General features: G+C 68.7%; 13 protein-coding genes. 7 read left to right on the forward strand and 6 right to left on the reverse strand.

Annotated elements, in window-relative coordinates; genetic code table 11:
* The first annotated feature begins 20 nt into the window (after positions 1–20).
* Together CPH93_RS32780 and CPH93_RS32785 are read left to right on the forward strand one after the other, a co-directional pair.
* Complete coding sequence (locus CPH93_RS32780) at positions 21–224, forward strand: MbtH family protein (protein WP_040901222.1); 204 nt, start codon at positions 21–23, stop codon at positions 222–224.
* Positions 225–924: 700 nt separating this feature from the next.
* Positions 925–1437 (forward strand): GNAT family N-acetyltransferase, encoded by a 513-nt coding sequence (locus CPH93_RS32785; protein ID WP_093481648.1) that lies wholly within the window; start codon positions 925–927, stop codon positions 1435–1437.
* Between the two features lie 125 nt (positions 1438–1562).
* Here the strand turns inward: CPH93_RS32785 and CPH93_RS32790 are convergent, their stop codons facing one another.
* The gene (locus CPH93_RS32790) at positions 1563–2816 is read right to left on the reverse strand and encodes a cytochrome P450 family protein (protein WP_093648464.1); all 1254 of its coding nucleotides are present in this window, start codon (positions 2814–2816) and stop codon (positions 1563–1565) included.
* A 365-nt stretch (positions 2817–3181) separates the two neighbouring features.
* Here CPH93_RS32790 and CPH93_RS32795 point away from each other — a divergent pair, with 365 nt between their 5' ends.
* The 3 genes from CPH93_RS32795 to CPH93_RS32805 all read left to right on the forward strand — a co-directional run bounded on the left by CPH93_RS32795 (position 3182) and on the right by CPH93_RS32805 (position 6606).
* Positions 3182–4816, forward strand: a complete 1635-nt coding sequence (locus CPH93_RS32795) for an FAD-dependent oxidoreductase (RefSeq protein ID WP_096214921.1) — start codon at positions 3182–3184, stop codon at positions 4814–4816.
* 170 nt (positions 4817–4986) lie between these two features.
* Positions 4987–5925, forward strand: coding sequence for an amidohydrolase family protein (locus CPH93_RS32800; RefSeq protein ID WP_093648460.1), 939 nt, complete (start codon positions 4987–4989; stop codon positions 5923–5925).
* A 132-nt stretch (positions 5926–6057) separates the two neighbouring features.
* A complete protein-coding gene (locus CPH93_RS32805) occupies positions 6058–6606 on the forward strand; it encodes a putative immunity protein (RefSeq protein WP_096214922.1) in 549 nt (182 codons plus the stop codon).
* A gap of 151 nt (positions 6607–6757) precedes the next feature.
* Here CPH93_RS32805 and CPH93_RS32810 read toward each other — a convergent pair whose 3' ends face one another.
* The 5 genes from CPH93_RS32810 to CPH93_RS35950 all read right to left on the reverse strand — a co-directional run bounded on the left by CPH93_RS32810 (position 6758) and on the right by CPH93_RS35950 (position 11173).
* Positions 6758–7981 carry a glycosyltransferase gene (locus CPH93_RS32810; RefSeq protein ID WP_197708778.1) on the reverse strand — a complete coding sequence of 408 codons (1224 nt, stop codon included), beginning with the start codon at positions 7979–7981 and terminating at the stop codon, positions 6758–6760.
* Positions 7982–8196: 215 nt separating this feature from the next.
* Positions 8197–9360 (reverse strand): GTP-binding protein, encoded by a 1164-nt coding sequence (locus CPH93_RS32815; RefSeq protein WP_096214924.1) that lies wholly within the window; start codon positions 9358–9360, stop codon positions 8197–8199.
* A 6-nt stretch (positions 9361–9366) separates the two neighbouring features.
* Complete coding sequence (gene rpmF, locus CPH93_RS32820; RefSeq protein ID WP_093481642.1) at positions 9367–9537, reverse strand: 50S ribosomal protein L32; 171 nt, start codon at positions 9535–9537, stop codon at positions 9367–9369.
* Between the two features lie 71 nt (positions 9538–9608).
* The gene (locus CPH93_RS32825; protein WP_096214925.1) at positions 9609–10634 is read right to left on the reverse strand and encodes a M20/M25/M40 family metallo-hydrolase; all 1026 of its coding nucleotides are present in this window, start codon (positions 10632–10634) and stop codon (positions 9609–9611) included.
* Positions 10631–11173, reverse strand: coding sequence for a hypothetical protein (locus CPH93_RS35950; RefSeq protein WP_096214926.1), 543 nt, complete (start codon positions 11171–11173; stop codon positions 10631–10633). The genes CPH93_RS32825 and CPH93_RS35950 overlap by 4 nt, the downstream gene beginning before the upstream one ends.
* A gap of 178 nt (positions 11174–11351) precedes the next feature.
* Between CPH93_RS35950 and CPH93_RS32835 the strand changes: the two genes are divergently transcribed.
* Both CPH93_RS32835 and CPH93_RS32840 read left to right on the forward strand, forming a co-directional pair.
* On the forward strand, positions 11352–11576 hold the full coding sequence (locus tag CPH93_RS32835; protein WP_096214927.1) for an MbtH family protein: 225 nt from the start codon (positions 11352–11354) through the stop codon (positions 11574–11576).
* 32 nt (positions 11577–11608) lie between these two features.
* Entirely contained in the window at positions 11609–12358 is a 750-nt protein-coding gene (locus CPH93_RS32840) for a thioesterase II family protein (RefSeq protein WP_159395087.1), read from the forward strand.
* The last annotated feature ends 1405 nt before the right edge of the window (positions 12359–13763 follow it).

The raw sequence follows: 13763 nt of genomic DNA on the forward strand, positions 1-13763 counted from the left end.
CAACGATGGGAGAGCACGACATGGACGAGAACGCCCGCTACCAGGTGCTGCGCAACGACGAGGACCAGTACTCGCTGTGGCTGGCAGACCTGGAGATCCCCGCCGGATGGCAGGCCGTGGGCAAGGAGGGCACCCAGGACGAGTGCGCCGCGTACGTCGACGAGGTCTGGACCGACATGCGGCCGCGCAGCCTGCGCGAGCGCATGGAGAACGCCGGCTCCTGAACCGCCCCGCGGGGCGCGGCCACCTGCCGCGCCCCGCGCGTTCCCCATGGCCCCGGAAGTTCCGCGAGACCCCGCTCCCCGGCCCCCACGCGTGGGGAAGCCGGGTCGAGTAGCTCAGCGAGTCAGCGTCGCACGGCGAAACGCCGGCGACCGCCGCCGCACGGCCCGGGCACCAATCCCCGAAGTACCCACAGACGAAGCCGACTTCCCCCCTCGCGGCATCCGTCTCTCCCCCCAAGACGCCCTGCGGCGCCCCGTTGCTCCCCTATCACATCCCCCCTCCCAGGCATTCCTCCTTGCCGAAAAATGAGGAGAAGAGTTCCACGGAACACCTCCCCGTTACACATCCCCTACTGATGCTGACGTACGTCCAAATTGACGGTCATTCCGCTTAGGTGCCGGGTAGTGACGAAAGATGGCTTCTTGCGCTATACCAGTGGGGTGCATCACGCGCAGGGCACGTGCCTGAGTGCTGAATTCAGGACGTTGACGGGGTGAGGGGGCCGCGGTGATCGCGCGGAGCATTTCTCCCGCCGGCCGGCGAAGGACTCGCGCAGCCACGTTCGTCCCTGGTGAACGGCTCGTGTGGCCGCCCGGAAACGGTGCACATCCCTGACCTTCCGCCGGCTCCCCAGCGGCCCGGCATCGTTTCTCACGCCACCGAGATCTCCCGGTTCTCACGAATGAGAAGGACTCTGGAATGACCCCTACCCTGCACACCGACCGACTGGTGTTCTCGCCCTACCGGCCCGAGGACGAGGACGTCTTCGTGGCCCTGCTCAGGGATGAAGTCGTCTGCCGCTGGATGGGCCAGGAAAGATCACCGGAGAAAGACATCCGATCGATATTCCAGTCCATCCTTACCGACGTCTACCCGAAGAACCTGTTCGACATATGGGCCGTGTGGTCCGACGGCGCGTACGTGGGCCACGCGGAGCTCAAGAAGACGGGCAATGTCGACGGTCACGAGGCCGTCGCCGCGCTCGTCCGGGAACACTGGGGCAAGGGCCTGGGAACCGAACTCGTGCAAGGGCTGCTGCACTACGCCGCCAACACGTTGAAGCTCACCGAGGTCTACGGCATGGTGGGCGCCGAAAACACTCCCTGCCTGGGCCTGGCCGGCAAATTGGGCTCCCAGCACATTCGCGATGTCGTCGGGGACGACGGCACGGTGACGAAGATGGTGGTGGTACCGCTCGGCGTCCGCGCCTGACGCCCGGTCTGCCGGACCCCGTGGCCGGGCGGGCTGCTGCGAGTTCGCCCCTCAGCCTCTTCGGCGGGCGGGCTGCACAGCCGTTACGAGCAGCCCGCCCACCAACTCCCGCCGCCCTCCGGACGTCAGCGCATCCGGCTGGGATCCAGGGACACGGGCAGTTCGACCAGGCCACGGAACGCGGGGAAGGGCACCGTGAGCCATCGCACGTCGTCCGACGGTACGGCCATGGCGACGTCGGGATACCTGCGGAACAGCGTGGTGAGCGCGATCTGCATCTCAAGCCGCGCCAACGGAGCCCCGACGCAATAGTGCGGACCGTGACCGAACGCGATGTGCGTGCTTTGGACGCCCTCGCGCATCAGGTCGAGCCGGTCCGGCTCATCGAATGCCTCCGGGTCCCGGTTCGCGGACGCGATGGCGATCTGCACGAGCGCGCCCTTCGGGATGAGCATGTCGCGGATCTTCACGTCTTCGGTGGCATAACGGAACGTCGAGTTTTCGACGGACCCCTCATACCGCAGCAATTCCTCAATGGCCTGCGGGAAAAGGGCCGGATCCTGCTTCACCGTGCGGAGCTGCTCCGGGTTGGTGAGCAGATGGTAGACGGCGTTCCCGATCAGGTAGGCCGTGGTCTTGTGGCCGGCGAAGAGCAGGACCCAGGCGGTCGAGACCAGTTCGCTGTCGGTCAGCGCTCCGTCCTGGTCCTGAGCCGTGATCAGCGCGCTCATCAGATCCTCGCCGGGGTTGCGCCGCTTGCGCGCGATGAGATCGACGAGATAGTTGCGCAGATTCCCCTCGGCTTCTTCGAGCGCCTTTTTCGCCTCGGGCCCGAATCCCGTCTTGGCCACCGTGACGGACCACGTGTGGGCTTGCTCGCGTTCGTCCTCCGGCACGCCGAGCAGCTCACAGATCACATTCAGCGGAAGCGGGAAGGCGAAGGAGGGCAGCAGGTCCACCGGTTCGCGGGTCGAGCACCGGTCGAGCAGTCCGTCCGCGATTTCCTGGACCCGCGGGCGAAGGGCGTCCACACGACGCGGAGTGAGCGCGCCGTTGACGACCCGGCGGAGCCGGGTGTGCTTGGGCGGGTCGGAGAACAGCATGTTGTCGTCCAGCGCCACCGAGGAGTCCCCGAAGATCCGCTGGTAGGCGTCCATGGCCCCGTACATGTCCTTGCTGAACCGGGGATCCGCCAGCGCAGTCCGCGCATCGTCGTACCGGGTGATCAGGTACGTTTCCACGCCGTGCGGCGGGAGCAGGGGGCAGACCGGAGAGTCTTTCCGCAACTGGGCATAGACGGGGTGCGGATTCGTGCGGAACTCCGGGGTGCATGCGGAGGCGGCAGCTGCGGGGTCTGAAGACTCATATACGTCTGTCACGGCTCATCCTGAAGTGAGGGCTGCCGCTGGAACTGCAGCCGAGATGAATGCTGCATGGAGGGAGAGCCCTGCCTTCAAGGCTGAATGAATACGGAGGGCCGATCGAAAACTTCCCGGAGTCAGTAAGCGCGAAACTTCTGTGCTAGCCCATTCGGGGGCCGCCATTGCCTCCGGAGGGGCGTCCTATCCGGCCCTACGCCGCAAAAAAAACTGGACCCGCCACTCCCGCCTCCCGATCGGAGCAACAGGACTCGCGCATCGGAAGGCCACCGGTCGAGAGTTGTTCCCAGGATCCGCATCCATTCAGTCCTGGCCTTTCGCATCCATCAGCCCTGGCCTTCAGGACGCCGACAAGAGGAACAGACATGAGTGACAGCGCTGCAGAATCCGTGCCGGTACTCATTGCAGGTGGATCCTTGGTCGGTCTATCCGCCTCGGTATTCCTCGGCCGCCTGGGGGTGAAACACCTCCTGGTGGAGCGTCACGCCGAGACGTCCATGCACCCGCGAGGCCGCGGAAACAATATCCGTACGATGGAGCTTTTCCGCACCGCAGGCGTCGAGCCGGCCATCCGCGAGGCGGCCTCCGCGCTCTCGGGGAACGACGGGGTGCTGCAGACGGAAAGGCTCTCCAGCGACGAGCAGCGATGGATCATCCCGCGCATCGATCCGGATTCCACGCTGTCCAGCATCACCCCGTCCGGATGGTGTCTGTGCAGCCAGAACGACCTGGAGCCGGTGCTGTTGAAGTACGCCCGGGGCCTGGGCGGCGATGTGCGGTTCGGTACGGAGCTCATCTCGTACACCCAGGATGACAGCGGCGTCCATGCCGAATTGCGCAACCGGGAAACCGGCGAGTCACGAGCGGTACATGCGGAATACCTCATTGCCGCCGACGGCCCCAGGAGCCCGGTCCGCAAGAGCCTGGATATCGGACACTCCGGCCCGGGAACCCTGTTCCACAACGTCAGCGTCACGTTCCGCAGCAAAAACCTCAAGAACGTGGTGGGTGACCGCCGGTTCGTCGTCTGCTACATCACGAACCCCGACGGCGAGGGAGCCTTGCTGCCGGTGGACAACGAGGAGAAGTGGGTCTTCCACGTCCCTTGGGCATACGACCGCGGTGAGACGCTGGAGGCCTTCACCGACACGCGCCTCACCGCGCACATCCGCGCGGCAGCCGGTGACCCCGACATCGACGTGGAGATCACCGGCAAGGCCCCCTGGCATGCGGCCAACAGAGTGGCCGACAGTTACGGCCGGGACCGGGTATTCCTGGCCGGCGACTCGGCACACGAAATGCCGCCGACGGGCGCATTCGGCTCGAACACCGGGATCCAGGACGCACACAACCTGGCCTGGAAAATCACCGCCGTACTGCGCGGCTGGGCCGGCCGCGGCCTGCTGGACAGTTATCAGGCGGAACGGAGGTCGGTTGCCCTGGCCACCACCCTCCGCGCCTCACAGCAAGCGGTGGAGGAACAGCACCCCGGATACACCGCGGCCGCTTCCCGCAACAACGATCCGGCCGACCTGCTCACCGTCGCGTTGTGCTACCGCTATGCCTCGGACGCAATCCTGGGCAGCGATCCGGACGGCGACGTCGTTCCCCGCCAATTCGAACTGGGCGGAGCACCCGGCAGCCGGGCTCCCCATCTGTGGGTCGAGCGAGACGGCAAGCGGATGTCCACCCTCGATCTGTACGAGAAATCCTTCACCCTCCTCAGCGGTCCCGCGGGCAGCCCCTGGCGGGCAGCGGCTCGCGCCGTAGCAGAAGAGTTGGACGTACCTCTCGCCGGCTACCTCATCGGCAATACAGCCGACTGCGACCTGCTCCCGGAACCCGGAGTGGACTGGGCGCAACTGCACGGAACGCATGACGACGGTGCGGTATTGGTACGCCCGGACGGCTTCGTGGCATGGAAGTCGGGCAACGGCGCCGCGGGGGACCCGCACAAGGTCTTGGCGGACGTCCTCAGAAAGCTCTTGCACCGCCCGTAGCGAACCGCTCCAGCAAGCTCCGCGCCGACACCGACGGACCCCAACCAGCCTGTCAGATCAGGGAGATCCCCGTGACATCACCCGAGCAGCACCCCAGTAATTCTCCCGGCACTGACAAGCGACGGGCAGGGAAGACCGCCCGAGGGGACCAGAGCACCGAGAACGGCCGCGTGGATGTACACCATCACTTCACCGCCCCGGCCTGGATCGACTGGGCCGAAAGCAAAGGCCTGACACGACGCGAAAAGCTGCCCTGGTGGACTCGTTGGGACGAGCAAACCACGCTTGACGTCATGAGCAAGGCCGGGATCAGCACCAGCATTCTGACCGCTGCCATGCCGGGCAGCCCCGCCCAGGATCCCCAGCAGCGTAAGGAAGGCCTGCACCTCTCCCTCCAGGCGATGTCCGATCTCGCACAGGCCCACCCCCGGCGCTTCGCCTTCTTCACCCCGGTCTTCCTCGACGACCTGGAGACGTCAAGCTGGTCCATTCGCAAGGGACTTGACGACTACGGTGCCGTCGGCGTGAGCACCCGCACCAGCATGCGAGGCGAATACCTCGGCGACGCGGCACACGAATCACTGCTCGCAGAACTCAACGAGCGATCAGCAGTCATCAGCACCCACCCCATGGAGATCCCCTCAGGTCCGGTCATGGAAGGGCTGCCGCCCTTCATGTGCGACTTCCTGCTGGACACCACGCGCGCCGCCATCAACCTGATTCTCCACGGGACCCTGGACCGGTACCCGAATCTCTCGTTCATCCTTCCCCACGGCGGTGGATTCCTGCCCTACATGGCCACGCGCCTGGAACTCTTCACGCACATGCTCACCCCGAAAATCGAGCCAGCGCGCGTCCGCGATTACCTGCATCGCTTCTACTACGACACCGCGGCACCGATGTCCCCCGCCGCCACCCCCACGCTGATCTCCACCGTCGATCCCGGCCGGATCCTCTACGGGACCGACTGGCCCCCCACATCGGCCGAGATCATCACCGATGTCGTGGCTCCGGCCCTCGACCGGGACCCGGCCCTCTCCGACAGCCAGCGACGCGGCATCAACCGGGACAACGCATTGCACCTCATGCCGGCCCTCGCACGACTCTGAGTGAGGGGTGCGGACCCGGTACGCACGTGGTCAGGGGAGGCGGCTCCCCACCTCGCCGTCCCGGGGGATGCTCAGTCGAGACAGAACTCGTTGCCCTCTCTACGCAGCAGGACAGTGGTCGAAGATGGAACCATGACTGGGCAAGCGACCGAGATCGTTCTGAGTAAGCAGGACCTGCGTGAGGTCACCGCGTTCGCTGCGGCGTGCGCGGAGGTGGTGCTCAAGGTATTCGAGGCCGATCAGCCGGAGGACTCGCGGCCTCGAGACGCTATCCGTGCCGCGTGGGAGTTCGCCCGGGGTGGTGAGCGCGGTAAAGCTCTGCGCGACACGGCGTGGGCGGCCCTCAAGGCAGCCAAGAGTACGGACACCACGGCTGCGCGCGAGGCAGCCTTGGCAGCGATGTCTGCGGCAGGCGCCGCCTACCTGCATCCGCTGGCCAAGGCCACACAGGTCAAGCACATTCTCGGAGCAGGCGCCTACGCGGCCCGAGCGGCCGAACTCGTCGCCGGCGACGATCGGAACGTGGGCGCCGAACAACTTGAGCGAGCGGTGCATCGTGCGACACCGGTCGTCGTCGACGTGCTCACACGCTTCCCAGCGGCACCGGGTGGCGGCGGGCGGGTGGGTGAGTTGATCCGCATACTGGACGCCGGCCTTCGTTCACTCACCCTCCCTGAGTGACTGTCAACGTCAGCTCTGACCAGCGAGGTCACACATCACTTCAGGCTTCTGTGCGCAGCCAGGTGTTGCCTGTGGGGAGCCAGAGGGAGCCGTCGCGGCCTTGGCCTCCAGTGGCAATCGTCCAACGGCCCCCGTGTCCCACGGGACAGCCTCACGCCCCCACCCTTTCCCGGCCGACCGCGTCGAGCAGCAGGTGCGCGGCCACCGTCGCCCCGTCGGTGCGGATCATGCCGGCCACAGCGGTCGCGTGTGCGCGGGTCCCGGGGGTCAGGGCCGTCCTGAGCGCGGCCGACAGGGACTCGAAGGTCGGAGTCGGGCCGTCGTGTGCCACGCCGATGCCCAGCTCGGCCACGCGGCCCGCCCAGTACGGCTGGTCCGCTGCCTGGGGGACGACCACCTGAGACGCGCCGGCCCGGGTGGCCGTCGTCGTGGTGCCCGCGCCGCCGTGGTGGACGACGGCGGCCACCCGGGCGAACAGGGCGTGCTGGTTGACCTCGCCGACGACGAAGCAGTCGTCTTGGCCGTCGATCGGTGCCAGGTCGGCCCAGCCACGGGCCACGACCGCGCGACGGCCCTGCGCGCGGATCGCCTCGATGGCCACCTGGGCGATGTCCGTCGAGGTGTGCATGGGCATGCTGCCGAAGCCCACGTACACCGGTGGTGTGCCGGCGTCCAGGAACGCCAGCAGCTCGGCCGGGAGCGGGTGCACGTCGGGCAGGATCCACGCGCCGGTCTGGACGACGTCGAGGTCCGGTGTCTCCTGCCACGGGTCCAGGATCGGGTCCGTCGCCAGCCACGGCCGGTCGCCGATCACGTAGTTGCGGACGTCGTCCACCGGCGGCAGGCCGTTCGCCGCCCGGTTGGTGTTGAGCGCCGCGCCGAACAACGTGTTGATGCTCTGGGCGTCGAACTCCCACAGCACCCGGTTGTCGGTGACCTCCGGCGGGAGCGGCCGGCCCGGATACGCCAGCGGCGGGCGGTGCGGTGACGGCACGGTGAGCTGCTGGAAGGTCACGGACACGGAGCGGATGCCCAGCTTCTCGGCCACCGACAGCGCGCCCGCCGCGGCCGGCAGCATGCCGGTCGCCACCAGCACATCGCACCCCTCGGCCGCCGCGGTGACCGCGTCGAATTGGCTGGCGATCACCTGGGCCGCGCGCTCGGGCAGGGATGACGGCGGCGGCGCCGCTTTCGTCAGCGCGCGCGCCGACGGGCCGACCGGCACCAGCGGCACGCCGACACCGGCCAGCCGTTGCGCGAAGTCCTCGTCCGGCGGCGCGCACACCCGCACCTCCGCGCCGAGTGCCCGCAACCGCACCGCGAGACCCGCCATCGGTTCGACGTCCCCGCGTGATCCATACGTCGACAACACCACACGCACTTCGCGACTCCCATGTGCTCAACTTCTGGCTTAAGACCGGCGATTCTGCGGCATGACCTGGGCCTTGCCGCAAGCCCCCTGGTGCGCTATACGTTGAGAGTGGCAAGGAGTGGGTGACCTCCTTGCCTTTGTCTTTGTCTCTGTCTTTGTCTCTGTCCTTGCCTTGTTGGCGTCCGTTGTGGAGGGCTCTGAGCGTCGCCCCGCGGTGGTCAAGCAGCTTCTGGATGGTCGTGCGCGCAGGCCTCGTCGATGCCGTAGGTGTCCCATGGCGGGAAGGGGTCCTCGCCCGGGACGGGTTCGCCTTCTGCCATCAGGCAGTCGTGCAGAGCCGCCTGGAGAGGTGCGGCGTGCAGGCCGGCGCCGATGAACACCAGCTCCTGGCCCTGGGGCAGGTCCGCGTCGTGGGCGCCCGCTGGCTCGAACCGGGCCACGGCTCCGGCCTGTGACCACAGTCCCGTCACCTGCGGCCGGTTGGCCAGGTGGAAGAAGCCCTTGGAGCGCAGGACTTGTCCGAAGGTACCGCTGTCGAGTTCTTCGGTGACGAACGTCCACAGCCGGTCCGGATGGAAGGGGCGCGCCGACCGGAAGACGGTGCTGGAAATCCCGTACTCCTCGGTCTCCGGTACGTGATCGCCGTTGAGCTCCATGACCCAGCCCGGGGCCTGCTGGGCACGCTCCAGGTCGAACCGTTCGGTGCCGAGGACCTCGGCAAGGTCCACGCGGCCGTGTACGGACGGCACGATCCGGGCCGCCGGATTGAGGCGGGTGAGCGCGGCCCGCAGCGTGGCCGCATCCTCCTCGCCGACGAGGTCGAGCTTGTTCAGCACGAGGACGTCGGCGAACTCGATCTGGTCCATCAGCAGGTCGCTGACGGTGCGCTCATCGTCTTCGTACTGATCGAGGCCGCGCTCGGTGAGTTGGTCCCCGCCGCTCAGCTCGGGCAGGAAGGCGGCCGCGTCCACCACCGTGACCATGGTGTCGAGCCGGGCCAGCTCGCCCAGGGTGGCGCCGTCGTCGCGGGGAAAGGCGAAGGTGGCCGCCACCGGCATGGGTTCGGAGATGCCGCTGGACTCGATGAGGAGGTAGTCGAAGCGGTCTTCGCGTGCCAGCCGCTCCACCTCCTCCAGGAGGTCGTCGCGCAGGGTGCAGCAGATGCACCCGTTGGTCATCTCGACCAGGCGCTCCTCGGTACGGGAGAGGGCGGCCGCACCGCCGCGTACGAGCGCCGCGTCGATATTGATCTCGCTCATGTCGTTCACGATCACCGCGACGCGCAGGCCCTCGCGATTGCTCAGGACATGGTTGAGCAGCGTGGTCTTTCCTGCGCCCAGGAAACCGGAGAGGACTGTCACGGGAAGTCGGTCGTGCGTCACTGCGACTCAGCCTTCGGGTCGGAGCAGCCCGCGGGCGTATGCCTTCGCGAGCCGCTGGGGTACCCGGTACACGGATCCGTCGATGGTGACGGGCACCAGCTGGGGGGTGGTGGCCTTCCACTGCGCGCGGCGGTGGCGGGTGTTGCTGCGGGACATCTTCCGCTTGGGTACGGCCATGGCGGCTCTCCTCGAAGGGGTGTGGCGTGAGTGTGTGCGTCGAGGAGGCTATATGAAAATGGATGCCATTATCAAGAGCGCTGCGGGTGGTTCCCGCGGGATCGGCTCTGCCGGCGGGCCGCCAGGTCGACGAGTGCCCCGGCCACGGCGCGGGTGACGTCCGCCGCGAAGTCGAGGTCCAGCGTCGAGAGGGTGTCGCTCGCCTTGTGGTAGTGGGGGTTGCGCAGGTTTGCGGTGTCGGTCACGAGGAGGCCGCGGCGGGCCGCCCGCCAGTACGGAAGGTGGTCGCTGCGGGCGGCGTCACGGAGCAGTCCGCCGGTCCTCTTCAGCGGATAGACCTTCAGGTCCGGGACGTACCTCCGGGCGCTGCGCTGCACCGCATTGACGAACGGCAAGGAGCGCAGATCGGCGATCACGGCGATGAAGTCCCCGGTCCGGGGCGGCGAGAAGATGCCGGGGATCCGCAGTGGGGCGCGCTGGGCGCCCGGCCGGGGGTCCCGGAAGCCGATCATCTCCAGTGCGATGAGGCCCTCCACTGCCTCCCCTGCGGCGGTGAACCGTGCGACGTGTGCGCCGCTTCCGGTCATCCACTCCTCCTCCTCGCCGAAGAGGCAGAAGCGGATCCCCCGCTGCCGCGGGCCGAGGCCGTGCAGGGCGCGGGCGATTTCGAGCACCCCGGCGACGCCGCTCGCGTTGTCGTCGGCCCCGGGGCTGCCTTCCACGGTGTCCCAGTGCGCGCCGACCTCCACCAGCGGCGCCGCGGTGTCCCGGCCCGCCAGTGTGGCGAACAGGTTGATCTGGTGCGGGGCTTCGCCGTACCGCTGCTCGGCGACCTCGTACCCGGCCCCGGTCAGCTCGGTGTGCAGATGCCGGAGCGTGGCGGCGATGCTCTGCTGGTTCTCGCGCCAGCGGGGGCCCGCGTCGGTCAGTGCCGCGATGTGCCGTCCGAGGGTGGCGGGCACGATGGTGGCCAGTGCTTCCGCGAGCTGTGGGGCGTACGGGGGGCGGCGCACGGTGAGTTCGCCGACGGTGTCGACGAGCGCGCAGCGGATCTCCGACCAGTGGGGGAGCAGTCGTCGCAGCGAACGCCGGGTCACTCGGCACCTCCGGTGGCCGCGACGACGGCGGGGGAGCCGCCGGCCACGTCCGCAGCCTGCGCCGCTGCCCGGTTCGCGAGGGCGCGGCGGGCCACCGGCACCACGGCCAGGCCGGAGACCAGGAAGACGGCAGCGATGGCGAGCCAACCCGGGGCGCCCTTGCCGACGCCGAGGGATGCGGTGGAGACCGGGCCGACCGTCTCGGCGAAGGCCATGCCGAGCGCATAGACGCCGAGGTACTCGCCCCGGGTGTGGTCAGGGGCCAGCCCGTAGGAGATGCCCCGGCTTCCCGCCATGTGCAGCAACTCGCCGGCGGTGAGCAACAGGACCGCCACGACCAGGAAGGTGATCGTCAGGGCCGGTGACGTCGCCGCCGCGGCGGCCGCGATGCCGACGCAGGACAGCGCGAGCAGGATCCCGGCCCGGCGTTGGGCGCGGGCCCCGCCCTCCACCGTGTCGGCGCCGCGGCTCAGGCGGACCTGGAAGATCACGACGAGCACGGTGTTGGCGGTGACGACGCGGTGCTGTACCTTTCGCATCGGAAGCCGGTCTCCACTCCTGACCACATGACAGGGATCGGTCTCCAGGGGGCTTGAACGGGGATGAGGGGAACGTCGGTTGTTTCCGACGTTAAATTCTTGGCGTGTCTGACTGCGACCCAATGTGCTCTGGGCTCTCTGAGTCCGGTTTCTCCGTGCTGCCTTGGGCCGGTGTTTCATGATTCCTGTACGTGTAAAAGTGGGGGCTGAAGTGATAGAGCGCGAAGCAATTGCTGAATTCCGTGTCGTGGTGAACCACGAGGAGCAGTACTCCATTTGGCCGGCCGACCTCGAGATACCCGGCGGATGGACCGACGCCGGGTTCCAGGGGGCCAAGGAGGACTGTTTGGCGCACGTGGAACGGGTATGGACCGACATGCGGCCGCTGAGTCTGCGCGGCTGACCGGCCTGCCGTCGTTGGAACGAGGACACGCGATGTTCGGCATCACACATTCCCTGGCCGCTCCCTGGTGGACGGGGGAGCCCGCTCCGCTCGCCGAGCGGACGCTGCTCTGCCTCCCGTACGCCGGCGGGGGACCCCAGACCTACCGCCGCTGGGGGGAGTTGCTCGGACCGTCGGTCGAGGTGCTTGCCATGACCCCGCCGGGCCGCGGCCGCCGCTACGGCGAGGAACCCTGCCGTGATCTGCCGTCACTGCTGAATCCGCTCGCGGACGCGCTCCCCGGGATACTGCACAGGCCGTACGTGCTCTTCGGCCACAGCCTCGGGGCGACCGTCGCCTTCGAACTGTGCCTGGAGATCAGGCGACGCGGCCTGCCCATGCCGCAGGGCCTCGTGGTGTCCGGCCGCCAGGCGCCGGACCTGCCGTGGCGGTTCCGGCAGGTCAGCGGGCTGCCCGCGGACGAGTTCACCGAGGCCCTGCGCGACCTGGGCGGTACGCCCGAAGCGGTGCTCGCCCAGCCGGAACTGATGAGCCTGCTGATGCCGGCCCTCCGTGCCGACTTCGCGATCGTGGAGTCCTACCGCGACCGCGCCGAGCCGCCGCTCGACGTGCCGATCCTCGCGCTCGCGGGCACCGAGGACGACCGTGCCTCTGCGGACCAGATGGCGGGCTGGGCCGCCCGGACCACCGCGTCGTTCGCCCTGCACCCGGTCCATGGCGACCACTTCTTCGTGGACACCCAGGCCGTCGCCGTGACCAAGCTCGTCTCGGCCTTCCTGTAACCACCGTCAGAGAGTTGGCCGCCCGCCTGGAGGCCGAACAGCCACCGGGCAGCCGGCTGCTCCTGTTGTATCCGCCGGGTCTCGACTTCGTGGTGGCCTTCTTCGCCTGTCTGTACGCCGGCATGGTGGCCGTGCCGCTGCCCACCAGCCGCAAGCGCGCGCAGCGCCAGCTAGCTCTACGTCACGGGCCGGGTCAAGGACCTGATCGTGGTGCGCGGCCGCAACGTGCATCCCCAGGACGCCGAACGGATCGCCGCCGCCACGCACCCCGCGCTCGACCCGGACGCCGCCGCAGCGTTCGGCTTCGAGGAGGACGGCGCGGAGGCGCTGGCGCTCGTGCTGGAGGCCGACCGGCACACGCCCCCCGACCAACTGGCGGGCATGGCGGACGCCGTACGGTCCGCGGTCGTGGCCGAACTCGATGTCGCGGTCGCGGCCGTGCACTTCACCCGCCGGGGCGGCATCCCCCGGACCACCAGCGGAAAGCTGCGTCGGCAGGCGTGCCGGGACGCCTGGCTGCAGGGCGCGCTGCCGCCCCTCGCGACCACCCCGGAATCCGCCGGCCCGGTGGCGCCGGTGACGGCGGGAGCCGCCCGCGACCTCCGCGCCGTGCTGGCGGCCGTCACCCGGCTGTCCACGGACGCGCTGGACGACTCGACCGGCCCCCTACGACGGCCCGCTGACCCTGCTGGTCGCCGGGGACGCCACCGAGGCACGGCAACGTCTCGCCGGATGGCGCCCGTTCACCACCGGCACCCCCACCGCCCACCCGGTGGACGGCACCCACCACAGCATGCTGCGCCGCCCCGCACTCACCGCACTGGCGACGGCGGTCGACCGGTGTCTGACCCCGGACACGGAGCCCACGCCCAACCCCTGACCACGTACGCGGAGTACGCGGAGAACGCACAGCGGAACGGTCTGCCTCGTGAGCACATGCGAGGCAGACCGTTCTGCTGTGCGCGTGCGGCAGGGCACACCCCTGGGCGCGAGCCGCGGCGGAGGCACGTCGTTCGCCGCGGGGTTTTGGTTCCGGAGGCTCACCCACTGTCCTCAGTGATCAACGTCATGCGCCATGTCAGGTCATCCGGTCAGATCACAGGATACGGTGAGTATCAACGCCGCTCCAGAGAGGCAGGACCGGGAGGTCCGCCTCCGGCTGCGGCAACGCGGGGTGCGCCGCTGACGCCGCCTCCGTAGGAAATCAGCAAGCTTCCTGCCGTGAACGGGGCCATGCCCCCTGGCAGGGCCTCCATGGGGAATCGCCGCGCCACCGGCCGGTGCGGGCCGTCCGACGGCCCGCACCCCGCTTCGCGCTGCCTCGGTGGAGGTGCGGGACGAACATCCCGCCGTGCGGCCTCGCGTGGTGCGTGCCGGCTCTGCCGCCGGTACCCACGAGCGGGGC

Source organism: Streptomyces sp. 2323.1, assembly GCF_900221035.1.
Lineage (GTDB): Bacteria > Actinomycetota > Actinomycetes > Streptomycetales > Streptomycetaceae > Streptomyces > Streptomyces sioyaensis.

Bases quoted from the DNA above. Each gene is read 5' to 3' on its own strand.
- CPH93_RS32795 (WP_096214921.1), top strand. From the start codon at position 3,182: ATGAGTGACAGCGCTGCAGAATCCGTGCCGGTACTCATTGCAGGTGGA.
- CPH93_RS32840 (WP_159395087.1), top strand. From the start codon at position 11,609: ATGTTCGGCATCACACATTCCCTGGCCGCTCCCTGGTGGACGGGGGAG.
- CPH93_RS32780 (WP_040901222.1), top strand. From the start codon at position 21: ATGGACGAGAACGCCCGCTACCAGGTGCTGCGCAACGACGAGGACCAG.
- CPH93_RS35950 (WP_096214926.1), bottom strand. From the start codon at position 11,173: ATGCGAAAGGTACAGCACCGCGTCGTCACCGCCAACACCGTGCTCGTC.
- CPH93_RS32785 (WP_093481648.1), top strand. From the start codon at position 925: ATGACCCCTACCCTGCACACCGACCGACTGGTGTTCTCGCCCTACCGG.
- CPH93_RS32835 (WP_096214927.1), top strand. From the start codon at position 11,352: ATGATTCCTGTACGTGTAAAAGTGGGGGCTGAAGTGATAGAGCGCGAA.
- rpmF (WP_093481642.1), bottom strand. From the start codon at position 9,537: ATGGCCGTACCCAAGCGGAAGATGTCCCGCAGCAACACCCGCCACCGC.
- CPH93_RS32805 (WP_096214922.1), top strand. From the start codon at position 6,058: ATGACTGGGCAAGCGACCGAGATCGTTCTGAGTAAGCAGGACCTGCGT.